We start from the raw sequence: 14,044 nt of genomic DNA, 5'->3' as shown, positions 1-14,044 counted from the left end.
TGGGTCCATCGGATCCAAACGGCGGGAGGCTGGCTGCCACGCTAGAGCCAACACCTTTGGATTGACTGGAGAGACTCATGGGACAGTACGCCGCGCCGCTGCGCGACATGCAATTCGTATTGCACGAGCTGCTGAACGTCGAAGCCGAGATCAAGCAGATGCCCAGGCACGCGGATCTCGATGCCGACACGATCAATCAGGTGCTCGAGGAAGCCGGAAAATTCTGCTCGGAGGTGCTGTTCCCGCTGAACCAGAGCGGCGATCAGGAAGGCTGCAAGTACGAAGGCGATGGCGTCGTCACCACGCCGAAGGGCTTCAAGGAGGCGTATCGGCAGTACGTCGAGGCGGGCTGGCCCGCGCTCGGCTGCGATCCCGAGTACGGCGGCCAGGGCCTGCCCGCGTTCGTCAACAACGCGCTCTACGAGATGCTGAACTCGGCGAACCAGGCGTGGACGATGTACCCCGGCCTCTCGCACGGCGCCTACGAGTGCCTGCACGCGCACGGCACGCCGGAACTGCAGCAGGCGTATCTGCCGAAGCTCGTGTCCGGTCTGTGGACGGGCACGATGTGCCTGACCGAGCCGCATTGCGGCACCGATCTCGGCATCCTGCGCACGAAGGCCGAGCCGAATGGCGACGGTTCGTACGCGATCAGCGGCACGAAGATCTTCATCTCAAGCGGTGAACACGATCTGGCCGACAACATCGTTCACCTCGTGCTCGCGCGTCTGCCCGATGCGCCGAACGGCACGAAGGGCATTTCCCTCTTCATCGTGCCGAAGCTCGTGCCCGACGCGAGCGGCAACCCCGGCGCGCGCAACGGCGTGAAGTGCGGCTCGATCGAGCACAAGATGGGCATTCACGGCAACGCGACGTGCGTGATCAATCTCGACAACGCGAAGGGCTGGATGGTCGGCGAGCCGAACAAGGGCCTCAATGCGATGTTCGTGATGATGAACGCGGCGCGTCTGGGCGTCGGCATGCAGAGCCTCGGCCTGACGGAAGTCGCGTATCAGAACTCGCTCGCGTATGCGAAGGAGCGACTGCAGATGCGCTCGCTGTCGGGTCCGAAGGCGCCCGACAAGGCCGCCGACCCGATCATCGTCCACCCGGACGTGCGCCGCATGCTGCTCACGCAGAAGGCGTACGCGGAAGGCGCGCGCGCGTTCACGTACTGGTCGGCGCTGCATATCGACAAGGAGCTGTCGCATGAAGACGAAGCAGTGCGCAAGGAAGCCGCCGATCTCGTCGCGCTGCTCACGCCGATCCTGAAGGCGTTCCTGTCGGACAACGCGTTCGAAGGCACGAACCTCGCGATGCAGGTGTTCGGCGGCCACGGCTATATCGCCGAATGGGGCATGGAGCAGTACGTGCGCGACGCGCGGATCAACATGATCTACGAAGGCACGAACACGGTTCAGTCGCTCGACCTGCTGGGCCGCAAGGTGCTCGGCGACATGGGCGCGAAGCTCAAGAAATTCGGCAAGCTGGTGACGGATTTCGTCGAAGCGGAAGGGATCAAGCCGGAGATGCAAGAGTTCGTCAATCCGCTCGCGGATATCGGCGACAAGGTCCAGAAGCTGACGATGGAAATCGGCATGAAGGCGATGCAGAACCCGGACGAAGTGGGCGCGGCGGCCGTGCCGTATCTGCGCACCGTCGGCCATCTGGTGTTCTCGTACTTCTGGGCCCGCATGGCGCGCATCGCGCTCGACAACGAAGCATCCGGCGATCCGTTCTACAAGTCGAAGCTTGCGACCGCGCGCTTCTACTTCGCGAAGCTGCTGCCGGAAACGGCCTCGGCGATCCGCGCTGCGCGCGCCGGCTCGAAGACGCTGATGGAGATCGACGAAGCGCTGTTCTAAAGCGATCGCAGGCGGCGCATCTCTCGTCACGCCATGCGCCGCCGCCCCTCTATCTCACACACGCCGCGTCATGAAGGCTACGAGCGCCTTCACGCGGCAACTCGCGACACCGCATAACTCCCCGGAGGAACGACGTGAGCAATCTGATCATTCGCAAGGTCGCCGTGCTTGGCGCCGGCGTGATGGGCGCGCAGATCGCTGCGCATCTGATCAACGCCAGGGTGCCCGTGCTGCTGTTCGACCTGCCTGCAAAGGAAGGCCCGAAGAACGGCATCGCATTGAAGGCGATCGAGAACCTGAAGAAGCTGTCTCCGGCGCCGTTCGGCGTGAAGGACGACGCGCAATACATCCAGCCCGCCAACTACGACGACGACATCGAAAAGCTCGCCGAATGCGATGTGGTGATCGAAGCGATCGCCGAGCGCATGGACTGGAAGCACGATCTCTACAAGAAAGTCGCGCCGCACATCGGCCCGAACGCGATCTTCGCGACGAACACTTCGGGCCTGTCGATCACGGAATTGTCGAAGGGCTTCTCCGATGAACTGAAGTCGCGCTATTGCGGCGTGCACTTCTTCAATCCGCCGCGCTACATGCACCTGGTCGAGCTGATCCCGACCACGGCGACGCGCCCGGAAATCCTCGATCAACTCGAAACGTTCCTGACGAGCGTCGTGGGCAAGGGCGTTGTGCGCGCGAAGGACACGCCGAACTTCATCGCGAACCGCGTCGGCATTTTCTCGATCCTGGCGGTGATCGCGGAGGCCGCGAAGTTCGGCCTGCGCTTCGATGAAGTCGACGATCTGACGGGCAGCCGCCTCGGCCGCGCGAAGTCGGCGACGTTCCGCACGGCGGATGTCGTGGGTCTCGACACGATGGCGCACGTCATCAAGACGATGCAGGACAACCTCGCGGACGATCCGTTCTTCCCGGTCTACGAAACGCCCGCCGTGCTCGCCGGACTGGTGAAGCAGGGCGCGCTCGGCCAGAAGACGGGCGCGGGCTTCTACCGAAAGGAAGGCAAGACGATCAAGGTGCTCGACGCGAAGACGGGCAGCTATGTCGACGGCGGCGCGAAGGCCGACGAACTGGTCGGCCGGATTCTCAAGCGCCCGCCCGCCGAGCGTCTGAAGCTCCTGCGCGAAACGCAGCATCCGCAGGCGCAGTTCCTGTGGGCGATCTTCCGCGACGTGTTCCATTACATCGGCGTGCATCTGGAGTCGATCGCCGACAACGCGCGCGACGTCGATCTCGCGATCCGCTGGGGCTTCGGCTGGAACGAAGGCCCGTTCGAGGGCTGGCAGACGGCGGGCTGGAAGCAGGTCGCCGAGTGGGTGCAGGAAGACATCGCGGCGGGCAAGGCGCTGTCGAATGCGCCGCTGCCCGCGTGGGTGCTCGAAGGCCCCGTCGCCGAAAAGGGCGGCGTGCACACGAACGAAGGCTCGTGGTCGCCGGCTGAACAGCGCTTCGTGCCGCGCTCGTCGCTGTCCGTGTACGACCGGCAGGTATTCCGCGCGCCGCTCGCGGGCGAAACCGGCGCCGATCCGAAGACGTACGGCAAGACCGTGTTCGAAACGGATGCCGTGCGCGCGTGGGTCGACGATCGCGCGGGTGAGCATGACGTTCTGATCGTGTCGTTCAAGAGCAAGATGAACACGATTGGGCCGTCGGTGATCGACGGCCTCGTGCGGGCCATCGATGTCGCCGAGCAGGACTACAAGGCCGTCGTGATCTGGCAGCCGACGTCGCTGAAGCTCGGCGCGCCGGGCGGTCCGTTCTCGGCGGGTGCGAATCTCGAAGAAGCGATGCCCGCGTTCATGATGGGCGGCGCGAAGGGCATCGAGCCGTTCGTGAAGAAGTTCCAGCAGGGCATGCTGCGCGTGAAGTATTCGAACGTGCCCGTGGTCGCGGCCGTGTCGGGCATCGCGCTCGGCGGCGGCTGCGAGCTTGTGCTGCACAGCGCGAAGCGCGTCGCGCACATCGAGAGCTATATCGGCCTCGTCGAAGTGGGCGTCGGTCTCGTGCCGGCGGGCGGCGGCCTGAAGGAAGCGGCGTTGCGCGCCGCCGAAGCCGCGACGCAGACCGGAGCGACAAACGATCTGCTGAAGTTCTTGCAAAAGCCGTTCGAAAACGCCGCGATGGCAAAGGTCTCGGGCTCCGCGCTCGACGCCCGCGCGATGGGTTATCTGAAGCCGTCGGACACGATCGTCTTCAACGTCTTCGAACTGCTCGACACCGCGAAGCAGGAAGCGCGCGCGCTGGCCGCCGCGGGCTATCGTCCGCCATTGCGCGTGACGCAGGTGCCCGTCGCCGGACGCTCGGCGATTTCGACGATCAAGGCATCGCTTGTCAACATGCGCGACGGCCGCTTCATCAGCGACCACGATTACCTGATCGCGAGCCGCATCGCGGAAGCGGTGTGCGGCGGCGACGTCGAAGCCGGCAGCCTCGTCGACGAAGAATGGCTGCTGACGCTCGAGCGTCGCGCGTTCGTCGAGTTGCTCGGCACGCAGAAGACGCAGGAACGGATCATGGGCATGCTGCAAACGGGCAAGCCGGTGCGCAACTGAGTTGCGGGCAGACCGAATCGATATGCATGGGACCGGAGTAGGTGCTCTGCATGGGGCTGGAGTAAGTGCTAAAGCACCAACTCCAGCCGACAGCCGAAGCACCAACTCCCGTCGACACAGGAGTTTCAAATGACAAAGCAATTGCAGGACGCCTATATCGTCGCAGCGAGCCGCACACCGATCGGCAAGGCGCCGCGCGGAATGTTCAAGAACACGCGCCCCGACGAACTGCTGGTGCGCGCGATCCGATCGGCTGTCGCGCAAGTGCCGGGCCTCGATACGTCGCTGATCGAAGACGCTATCGTCGGCTGCGCGATTCCCGAAGCGGAGCAGGGATTGAACGTTGCGCGGATGGGCGCATTGCTGGCCGGTCTGCCGAGCACGGTCGGCGGCGTGACGGTGAACCGTTTCTGCGCATCGGGCGTGACGGCGCTCGCAATGGCGGCGGATCGCATTCGCGTCGGCGAATCGGACGTGATGATCGCGGGCGGCTGCGAATCGATGAGCATGGTGCCGATGATGGGCAACAAGCCGTCGCTGTCGCCGCATATCTTCGATCGCAATGAAGACGTCGGCATCGCCTACGGGATGGGCCTCACGGCGGAGAAGGTCGCGGAGCGCTGGAAGGTGAGCCGCGAGCAGCAGGACCAGTTCTCCGTCGAATCGCACCGCAAGGCAATCGCCGCGCAGCAGTCGGGCGAATTCAACGACGAGATTGCGCCGTACACGCTCACCGAGCGCTTCCCCGATCTGGCGACAGGCGAAGTCAATGTCAAGACGCGCGAAGTGAAGCTCGACGAAGGCCCGCGCGCCGATACGTCGATGGAAGGTCTCGCGAAACTGCGCACCGTGTTCGCGAACAAGGGCTCGGTGACGGCGGGCAACAGTTCGCAGACGTCGGACGGCGCGGGTGCGCTGATCGTTGTGTCGGAAAAGATCCTGAAGCAGTTCAACCTGACGCCGCTCGCGCGCTTCGTCAGCTTCGCGGTGCGCGGCGTGCCGCCGGAGATCATGGGCATCGGTCCGAAGGAAGCGATTCCCGCCGCGCTCAAGGCCGCGGGTCTCAGGCAGGACGATATCGACTGGATCGAGCTGAACGAGGCGTTCGCCGCGCAGTCGCTCGCCGTGATCAACGACCTGGGCCTCGATCCGTCGAAGATCAATCCGCTCGGCGGCGCGATCGCGCTCGGCCATCCGCTCGGCGCGACGGGTGCGATTCGTGCTGCAACAGTCGTGCATGGGCTGCGGCGGCGCAATCTGAAGTACGGGATGGTGACGATGTGCGTCGGGACGGGCATGGGAGCGGCGGGGATCATCGAGCGGCTGTAGTTATCCCCTGGTTTCCTGTTGCTTGCGGGCCGCTTTTTGCCGCGTTGATGCGGGCGGTCCGCCTGGCACGCGCAACGCGGAACACACCGACGAACGTCGAGGAGTCACAAGATGGACATTCTGGTCGAACGCACAGCCGACGTGCTGACGATAGCCTTCAACCGTCCCGACAAGAAGAACGCGATCACGGCCGCGATGTATCAGACGATGGCCGACGCGCTGGTTCAGGCGCAAGGCGACGCCTCGGTGCGTGCGATCGTGATTCGCGGCAGCATCGGCATTTTCAGCGCGGGCAACGATCTCGAAGACTTCTTGAAACAGCCGCCCGTCGGCGAAGACGCGCCCGTGTTCCAGTTCCTGCGCGCGATCTCGGCGGCGGGAAAGCCGCTCGTAGCATCGGTGGCGGGCGCGGCTGTCGGCGTGGGCACGACGCTGCTGTTGCATTGCGATTTCGTCTACGCCGCCGACACCGCGACGTTCTCGCTGCCGTTCGCGCAACTGGGCCTGTGCCCGGAAGCGGCGTCGTCGCTGCTGTTGCAGCGCGTCGCCGGCTACCAGGCGGCCGCCGAAAAGCTGATGCTCGGCGAAGCGTTCGACGCGAAGGAAGCACAGCGCATGGGCTTCGTGAACCGGCTGCTGCCCGCCGCCGAAGTGGATGCGTTCGCGATGAAGCAGGCGCAGAAGCTGGCCGCGCTGCCTGCATCGTCGCTGCGCGTGACCAAGCAGTTGATGAAGCGCGCCGCGCAGCACGAACTGCGTACGCAGATGACCGAAGAGGCCGTGCACTTCGCGAAGATGCTGCTCGCGCCCGAGGCGAAGGAAGCGTTCAACGCGTTCTTCGAGAAGCGCAAGCCGGACTTCCGGCAGTTCGACTGAACGCGAGCGCGTCTGCGTGAGCCGTCGTCGTCAGACGGTGTCGTAATCGACGTAACTCGACTCGCGGCAGAAGCTCACGAGCCGCACGCCCGCTTCGCGCGCAATCGTGATGGCGAGCGACGAAGGCGCCGAGATGGTCGCGACCATCGGAATGTCGACGCGCGCCGCCTTGCGCACCAGCTCGTAGCTCGCGCGGCTCGACAGGAACACGAAGCCGTCCGTCGTGTCGACGCGGTCCAGCACGAGCCGGCCGATCAGCTTGTCGAGCGCGTTGTGGCGGCCGACGTCCTCGAAGGCGTAGCGGATCGCGCCCGTCGCGTCGCACCATGCGGCGGCATGCAGGCCGCCCGTCATCTTCGTGAGCGCCTGATGCGCTGGCAGCTCCTTCGCGGCCCGCGCGATCGCATCGGGCGCGAGCCGTTGCAGAAAGCCGGTGTCGGGTATGCGCTCGGGCGTCAGGTCGAGCAGATCGATGCTCTCGATGCCGCACACGCCGCAGCCCGTTCTCCCGGACAGTGCGCGGCGCTTCTCCTTCAGCGCGACGAACGCCTGCTGCACGACGGTCAGCTGCACTTCCGCGTGTGGCAATTTGCCGTCGCGCAACTCGACCTCGATGTCCTGAATGTGCGCGCCGCGCTCGACGATCCCTTCGGAAATCGCAAACCCGACCGCGAACTCCTCCAGATCGCGCGGCGTGCACATCATCACCGCATGCGAGATGCCGTTGAAGACGAGCGCAACGGGCCACTCCTGGCCGACATGATCGGCGACCGTTTCGATCGCGTCGCCGCGGTGCCGGCGCACCGATTGCTCGACGACACCCGGCTGTTCGCCCGTTTCCAGTTCGTTCACCTGCCTGCTCCTCTCGTCCCGTGCAAAGGATTGCTGCGCGTTGGTGGCACCCGACGGCAGGGCCGCCGCGCCGCGAATAAGGTTCTAAAATACCTCAGACCGGCTTAGCGCGTTGGCCGCCGAACAAGAGGAATCTGCCATGGGACTCAATGATGCGCCCCTGCTGTTCAACTTCGAGATCGAATCTTCGGAGAATTTGAAATTTATCCCGATGGTCGTCCGCTTCAACCTCGACCGTTTCGGGCTGCGGATTTCGCTCGAACAATGGCAGATGCTGCCGCATGAAGACCGCGCGCTGCTCGCGCGTTTTCCCGTCGACGAAGACACGGCGATCGAGCCGAACTTCGATCACGCGCTCTTCGAAATGATGCGCACGCACGCGAACGTCGAGCCCGAGTGGTTCTCGCCCGAGGATAACCCGGCATGGCGCGACACGGCGGCCGTGCCCGAGACGGTGCTGCATCAGGCGAATCTCGCGCATCTGAGCCCGCCGGGCGTCGACGACTGGGCGCGGCTCGATCCGTTCAAGCGCTATGTGCTCGCCAAACTGGCCCGCAAGAGCGCGAGCAACCACGATTTCCTGCCCGCGATGAAGGAATTCGGTCTCGCCGGCTGATCCCGGCGAAGGATTTTTTCGTTTTCACACTCAATCTCATCCGAACGCTGCCGTTATCCAAAGATGGCGCGTAAGAGCGCCGCGCCCGGCGACGCGTCTCGTCCGGGGCGCCCGCGTGCGCCGCCTGTGAACGGCTCCCTCGCGGGCATCGCCTGCAGGATCGAACGACGTTCGGAACCTATGATCTCTTTCCTATCGAAGCGGCTGCTGATCAACCTGGCGGTCGTTGCCGCGGCTGTCGGCGCGAACGCCTTCGTCGCGTACACGCAGATTCGCGGACAGCGCGACGCCGATGAGCGAACGGTGCGCTCGACGGCCATTCGCGAGAATCTCGAAGCGTATCGCGGGACGCTCGACCACGGCCTGTCCGTGCTCGGCCGGTACGAGGCGGCGGGCGTGCCGGCCCCCGCGAATGCAGGATCGGCGATGTCCGCGACGCTGGCGAAGCTCGAAAAGACGCTGCGCGACCAGTTGGCGAGCGAACCGGCGATCGCCGCCGAGTTCGGCCGGCTCACGCCCGACGGCAGCCGTCTCCAGCAGGACATCGCACTCGCGCTCGATCGGACGATGGCGCCTGAGGAGGACAGCACGCGCGCCTGGGCGGCGCAAGCGTACACGCACCTCGGCATGGAATCCGACCTGATCGACGAGCGCATCGGCCGTCTGCGCGACGAGGAGGACCGCGCGCTGAAGGCCGCGCTCGACGAATCGATGCGCGACACGCAGTACGCGACGCTCGTCCTCATCTTGACGATGCTCGCGGGCAGCGGGCTCCTGATCTACACGTTCGGTGCGCGCGAAAACGTCGCGCGCGAAAAGCTGCGCATCGCGAAGGCGCTGCATCGGAACGACGAGCGTTTTCGCGGGCTGTTCGAAGAGCATCCCGTGCCGATGTACATCTTCGACCGCGAAACGCTGCGCTTTCTCGCCGTCAACGCGGCGGCCGTCCAGCAGTACGGCTACATGGAGAGCGAATTCCTGTCGATGACGATCCGCGACATCCGCCCGGGGTCCGAGGTCGCGCGGCTCGATTCGCATCTGCAGCGCAGCGGCGCGACGCCGGGCGGCCCGCGCACGATGGCGGGCATCTGGCATCACCGCCGCAAGGACGGCTCGCTGATCAGCGCCGACATCTCGTATCACGCGATGACGTTCGTGGGCCGCCCCGCGCTCTTCGTGCTCGCCGACGACGTGACCGAACAGATCAACGCCGAAGCCGAAGCGCAGCGTTCGAACCAGATGCTCGAAACGGTGATCGACAATATCCCGCAGCGCATCTTCTGGAAGGGCAAGGATTTGCGTTATCTCGGCTGCAACATGGCGTTCGCGCGCGATGCGGGGCTCGCGTACCCGGAGCAGGTGATCGGCAAGCTCGACGAGGACATGCCGTGGCGCGCGTTCACCGACGAGCTGCATCGCCAGGATCGCGAGGTGATGAACTCGGGCGTGCCGAAGATGAACTTCGAAGTCGACGTCGTGATCGACGGCGTGCATCGCACGACGATGACGAGCAAGCTTCCGTTCACCGACGGCGAGGGCCGCGTCATCGGCGTGCTCGGCTCGTACACGGACATCACGGAGCGCAAGCGCGCCGATCTCGCGCTGCGTCTGCAAAGCCGCGCGCTCGATGCGAGCGTCAACGCGATTCTGATCACCGCGCCTTCGAACGAAGGCAATCTGATCGAATACGTGAACCCGGCGTTCAAGCGCATCACGGGCTACGATCCGCAGGAAGTGATCGGCCAGGACTGCCGCCTGTTGCAGCGCGACGACCGCGATCAGGACGGCATCGCGGCGATCCGTCAGGCGCTCGCTGCGAACCGCGAAGTGAGCGCGGTGCTGCGCAATTACCGCAAGGACGGCGCGCTGTTCTGGAATCAGCTGTATATCGCGCCCGTGCCCGATGCCGACGGACAGACCACGCACCACATCGCCGTCATCAACGACGTGACGGCGCTGATCCGCTATCAGGAACAGCTCGAATACCAGGCGAACTACGACAGCCTCACGCGGCTGCCGAACCGCAATCTGCTACGTGACCGGCTGCAACATGCGCTGATCGTCGCGGAGCGGCATCGCAAGGGCGTCGCCGTCGTGTTCATCGATCTCGACGGCTTCAAGAACGTCAACGACAGCCTGGGGCACAGCGTCGGCGACCGTCTGTTGTCGGTGGTCGCGGACCGTCTCGCGCGTTGCGCGCGCGCAAGCGATACGGTGGCGCGTCACGGCGGCGACGAATTCGTGATCGTGATGACGGATACCGTCGACGAGCAGTCGCTGATCGCGTGGATGGAGCGCGTGCGCGCGTCCATTTCGGAGCCCGTGTGGCTCGACGGCACGGAGCTGTATGTGGGTTGCAGCATGGGCGCGAGCCTCTTCCCGCAAGACGGCGAAGATGTCGAAACGCTGATGAAAAAAGCCGATCTCGCGATGTATCGCGCGAAGGACATGGGCCGCAACACGTTCCAGTTCTATCAGCCGGAGATGAACGTGTCGGCGGGCGCGCGGCTCAACATGGAGCGGCGTTTGCGCCGCGCGCTGCGCGACAACGAATTCCTGCTGCACTATCAGCCGCAGGTCGATATCGAAACGGGCCAGGTGGTCGGCATGGAAGCGCTCGTGCGCTGGCGCGATCCCGAGGCCGGCCTGATTCCGCCGTCGCAGTTCATTCCCGTCGCAGAGGAAAGCGGGCTGATCGGGCCGCTGTCCGAATGGGTGCTGCGCGAAGCGTGCCGGCAGAACAAGGCCTGGCAGGACAAAGGCCTGCCGCCTGCGCGGGTGTCGGTGAATCTGTCGGCGCGGCAGTTCCAGCAGCGCGACATCGCGAAGCTCGTGACGCAGGTGCTCGCGGAGACGGGGCTCGATCCACAGTATCTGGAGCTCGAACTGACCGAAAGCACCATCATGCGCAACGCGGAAGAAGCGGTGACGATGCTCACCGAACTGCACGCGCTCGGCATCGGTCTTGCCATCGACGACTTCGGCACCGGCTATTCGAGCCTGAGCTATCTGAAGCGCTTCCCGGTGGACCGCTTGAAGATCGACAGATCGTTCGTGTCGGATATCGGCGAATCGTCGGACGATGAAACGATCACGTCGGCGATCATCGCGCTCGCGCACTCGCTGAATCTGCAGGTGATCGCGGAAGGCGTCGAGACGTCGACGCAGCTCGACTTCCTCAAGGAGCGCGCGTGCGACGAGATGCAGGGTTACTTCTTCGCGAAGCCGCTGCCGCACGACGCGATACCCGACATGCTGCAGCGAAGCGCGGACAATGCCGCCGAGAACGAGGACGTGGCTCCCGCGGACGCCTGATCGCACGGCATCCAGGCGTGAGCGCGCCGGGCACCGCCCCTGGCGGCGTCCCGATGTTCGAACCTCAGCCCAGCTGAGGCAGTGCGCGCGGACGGCGGTCGCTATCCGTCGCGACATAGGTGAGGGTCGCTTCCGTGACCTTCACCACTTCTTCCGCGAGGCTCATGCGCTGCGCGTAGACCTCGACGTCGACCGTGACCGACGTGTTGCCCGTCTTTACGATATCCGCGTAAAAAGTCAGCAGATCGCCGACGAACACTGGCTGCTTGAACACGAACGAATTGACCGCGATCGTCGCGACGCGGCCGTTCGCGCGGCGGCTCGCGGGAATCGAGCCGGCAATGTCGACTTGCGCCATGATCCAGCCGCCGAACACATCGCCGTGGACGTTCGCATCCGACGGTTGTGGGACGACGCGCAGCGCGCACGGTTTCTGCGGGAGTTGGAGAGTCTCGGTCATCGGGGTATCCATAAAAATCAGTTGAGCCGACAGCGGCAGCGGCGGATCTCACGACAACGGCACGGCGGGGACTGCAAACGACGCTTGGGTCAGCGCTGCGAAAGCGGCGCCAGCCGGCTTCTGCGACAATATTGCCAAACTGGGAATTGTACGGGAAAGCGCATGCCGGAGCGCATCAGGCTCCAGGGCGCTTCAGGCGCGTCGCCCGTCACATTCCCCATCAGTCACGCGTCAAAGCGTGCGGGCTCATCCACAAAGCAATTATGCGTCGCTATTCCGCTTCGTCCGAACCGCCGCCGATCTCGAACCAGCCGCGCAACGACTGGCAGACGATCGTCTCGCTGCTGCCGTACCTCGCGACGTACAAGTGGCGCGTCGTGCTGGCGCTCAGTTGCCTGATCGGCGCGAAGGTCGCGAACCTGGGCGTTCCCGTCGTGATGAAGCGCATCGTCGACAATCTCGCGTCGGTGCAGCATCTGACGGCGCTCGGGCGCGCGACGAATGCGCCCGGTATCGTGCTGCTGGGCGGCGTCGGGCTGCTGGTGGTCGCGTATGCCGTCGTGCGGCTGTCGACGTCGCTCTTCACCGAACTGCGCGAGATTCTTTTCTCGAAGGTGACGGAAAGCGCCGTGCGCCAGCTTGCGCTGAAGGTGTTCCGGCATCTGCATTCGCTTTCGCTGCGTTTTCATCTGGAGCGGCAGACGGGCGGCATGTCGCGCGACATCGAGCGCGGCACGCGCGGCATCACGCAATTGATTTCGTACTCGCTGTACAGCATTCTGCCGACGCTCGTCGAAGTCGGTCTCGTGCTGGGCTTTTTCGTCGTCAAGTACGAGGCGTATTACGCGCTCGTCACGTTCGCCGCGCTCGCCGCGTACATCACGTACACCGTCAAGGTGACCGAGTGGCGCACGCATTTTCGCCGCACGATGAACGAACTCGATTCGAAGGCGAACTCGCGCGCAATCGATTCGCTGTTGAACTACGAGACGGTCAAATACTTCAACAACGAAGAGTGGGAAGCGAAGCGCTACGACGAAAATCTGAAGCGCTATCGCGCGGCGGCGATCAAGTCGCAGAACTCGCTGTCGGCGCTGAACTTCGGCCAGCAGGCGATCATCGGCATCGGGCTCGTGTTCATCCTGTGGCGCGCGACGCAAGGCGTGATGGCGGGGCGCCTCACGCTTGGCGATCTCGTGCTGATCAACACGTTCATGCTGCAGCTCTACATTCCGCTGAATTTTCTCGGCGTCGTGTATCGCGAGCTGAAGCAGAGTCTCACCGACATGGACCGCATGTTCACGCTGCTCGGCGCGGCGCGCGAAGTGCCCGACGCGCCCGATGCGCTGCCGCTCGCCGTGCGCGGCGCGCAGGTCGGCTTCGAGCACGTGAGCTTCGCGTATGAACCGTCGCGGCCCATTCTGCACGACGTGAGCTTCACGATTCCAGCGGGCACGACGACGGCTGTGGTCGGACATAGCGGTTCGGGCAAGTCGACGCTCGCGCGCCTGCTGTTCCGCTTCTACGATCTGGACCGCGCGACGGGCGGCGCGATCCGCATCGATGGACAGGATATTCGCGACGTGACGCAGGATTCGTTGCGGGCGTCGATCGGTATCGTGCCGCAGGACACGGTGCTCTTCAACGATACGATCTACTACAACATCGCGTATGGCCGTCCAACGGCGACGCGTGACGAAGTGATCGCGGCGGCGCGCGCGGCGCACATACACGAGTTCATCGAGAGCCTGCCGAAGGGCTATGAGACGCCCGTCGGCGAACGCGGATTAAAGCTGTCGGGCGGCGAGAAGCAGCGCGTCGCGATCGCGCGCACGGTGCTGAAGAATCCGCCCGTTCTGCTTTTCGACGAAGCGACGTCCGCGCTCGACTCGCGCTCGGAGCGCGCGATCCAGCACGAGCTCGATCAGATCGCGCGCGAACGCACGACGCTCATCATCGCGCATAGGTTATCGACGGTCGTGCACGCGCAGCAGATCATCGTGATGGACAAGGGGCGCATCGTCGAGCGCGGCACTTTCTCTGAACTGATTTTGATGGGCGGGCTCTTCGCGCAGATGTGGGCGTTGCAGCAGGAGCGCGCGGCGCACGCCGAAGAAGCGGTCGAAGAGCAGGGGAATGGGGAGGGGCACTAAAGCGCCGC

At 64.5% G+C, this 14,044-nt stretch carries 9 protein-coding genes; 7 read left to right on the top strand and 2 right to left on the bottom strand.

Features of this window, described 5'->3' with window-relative positions; translation table 11 throughout:
• Positions 1-77: 77 nt before the first annotated feature.
• The 4 genes from BN2476_RS10455 to BN2476_RS10440 all read left to right on the top strand — a co-directional run bounded on the left by BN2476_RS10455 (position 78) and on the right by BN2476_RS10440 (position 6,640).
• On the top strand, positions 78-1,865 hold the full coding sequence (locus BN2476_RS10455) for an acyl-CoA dehydrogenase C-terminal domain-containing protein (RefSeq protein WP_087734084.1): 1,788 nt from the start codon (positions 78-80) through the stop codon (positions 1,863-1,865).
• A 134-nt stretch (positions 1,866-1,999) separates the two neighbouring features.
• Positions 2,000-4,435, top strand: a complete 2,436-nt coding sequence (locus BN2476_RS10450; RefSeq protein ID WP_087734083.1) for a 3-hydroxyacyl-CoA dehydrogenase/enoyl-CoA hydratase family protein — start codon at positions 2,000-2,002, stop codon at positions 4,433-4,435.
• A 129-nt stretch (positions 4,436-4,564) separates the two neighbouring features.
• Complete coding sequence (locus tag BN2476_RS10445; RefSeq protein ID WP_087734082.1) at positions 4,565-5,764, top strand: acetyl-CoA C-acyltransferase; 1,200 nt, start codon at positions 4,565-4,567, stop codon at positions 5,762-5,764.
• Between the two features lie 111 nt (positions 5,765-5,875).
• Complete coding sequence (locus tag BN2476_RS10440) at positions 5,876-6,640, top strand: enoyl-CoA hydratase (protein WP_087734081.1); 765 nt, start codon at positions 5,876-5,878, stop codon at positions 6,638-6,640.
• A gap of 30 nt (positions 6,641-6,670) precedes the next feature.
• On the opposite strand, the gene fdhD is transcribed toward BN2476_RS10440, so the two are convergent.
• Entirely contained in the window at positions 6,671-7,492 is an 822-nt protein-coding gene (gene fdhD / locus BN2476_RS10435) for a formate dehydrogenase accessory sulfurtransferase FdhD (RefSeq protein WP_087734080.1), read from the bottom strand.
• Between the two features lie 139 nt (positions 7,493-7,631).
• Here fdhD and BN2476_RS10430 point away from each other — a divergent pair, with 139 nt between their 5' ends.
• A complete protein-coding gene (locus BN2476_RS10430) occupies positions 7,632-8,108 on the top strand; it encodes a nitrate reductase associated protein (protein ID WP_087734079.1) in 477 nt (158 codons plus the stop codon).
• Between the two features lie 180 nt (positions 8,109-8,288).
• Positions 8,289-11,423 carry a sensor domain-containing protein gene (locus BN2476_RS10425; RefSeq protein ID WP_087734078.1) on the top strand — a complete coding sequence of 1,045 codons (3,135 nt, stop codon included), beginning with the start codon at positions 8,289-8,291 and terminating at the stop codon, positions 11,421-11,423.
• Between the two features lie 64 nt (positions 11,424-11,487).
• Here the strand turns inward: BN2476_RS10425 and BN2476_RS10420 are convergent, their stop codons facing one another.
• Positions 11,488-11,883, bottom strand: a complete 396-nt coding sequence (locus BN2476_RS10420; RefSeq protein WP_087734077.1) for an acyl-CoA thioesterase — start codon at positions 11,881-11,883, stop codon at positions 11,488-11,490.
• Positions 11,884-12,146: 263 nt separating this feature from the next.
• Between BN2476_RS10420 and BN2476_RS10415 the strand changes: the two genes are divergently transcribed.
• Entirely contained in the window at positions 12,147-14,036 is a 1,890-nt protein-coding gene (locus BN2476_RS10415) for an ABCB family ABC transporter ATP-binding protein/permease (protein WP_087734076.1), read from the top strand.
• Positions 14,037-14,044: the final 8 nt, after the last annotated feature.

It is taken from the genome of Paraburkholderia piptadeniae, from assembly GCF_900007165.1.
In the GTDB taxonomy this organism is placed as follows: Bacteria; Pseudomonadota; Gammaproteobacteria; order Burkholderiales; family Burkholderiaceae; genus Paraburkholderia; species Paraburkholderia piptadeniae.
The sequence above is the reverse complement of the archived record's forward strand: the minus strand, read 5'-3'. Positions and strand labels throughout refer to the sequence as shown.

Excerpts from the sequence above, each read along its gene's own strand:
- BN2476_RS10455 (WP_087734084.1), top strand. The coding sequence starts at position 78 with ATGGGACAGTACGCCGCGCCGCTGCGCGACATGCAATTCGTATTGCAC.
- BN2476_RS10445 (WP_087734082.1), top strand. The coding sequence starts at position 4,565 with ATGACAAAGCAATTGCAGGACGCCTATATCGTCGCAGCGAGCCGCACA.
- BN2476_RS10440 (WP_087734081.1), top strand. The coding sequence starts at position 5,876 with ATGGACATTCTGGTCGAACGCACAGCCGACGTGCTGACGATAGCCTTC.
- BN2476_RS10430 (WP_087734079.1), top strand. The coding sequence starts at position 7,632 with ATGGGACTCAATGATGCGCCCCTGCTGTTCAACTTCGAGATCGAATCT.
- BN2476_RS10425 (WP_087734078.1), top strand. The coding sequence starts at position 8,289 with ATGATCTCTTTCCTATCGAAGCGGCTGCTGATCAACCTGGCGGTCGTT.
- BN2476_RS10420 (WP_087734077.1), bottom strand. The coding sequence starts at position 11,883 with ATGACCGAGACTCTCCAACTCCCGCAGAAACCGTGCGCGCTGCGCGTC.
- BN2476_RS10415 (WP_087734076.1), top strand. The coding sequence starts at position 12,147 with ATGCGTCGCTATTCCGCTTCGTCCGAACCGCCGCCGATCTCGAACCAG.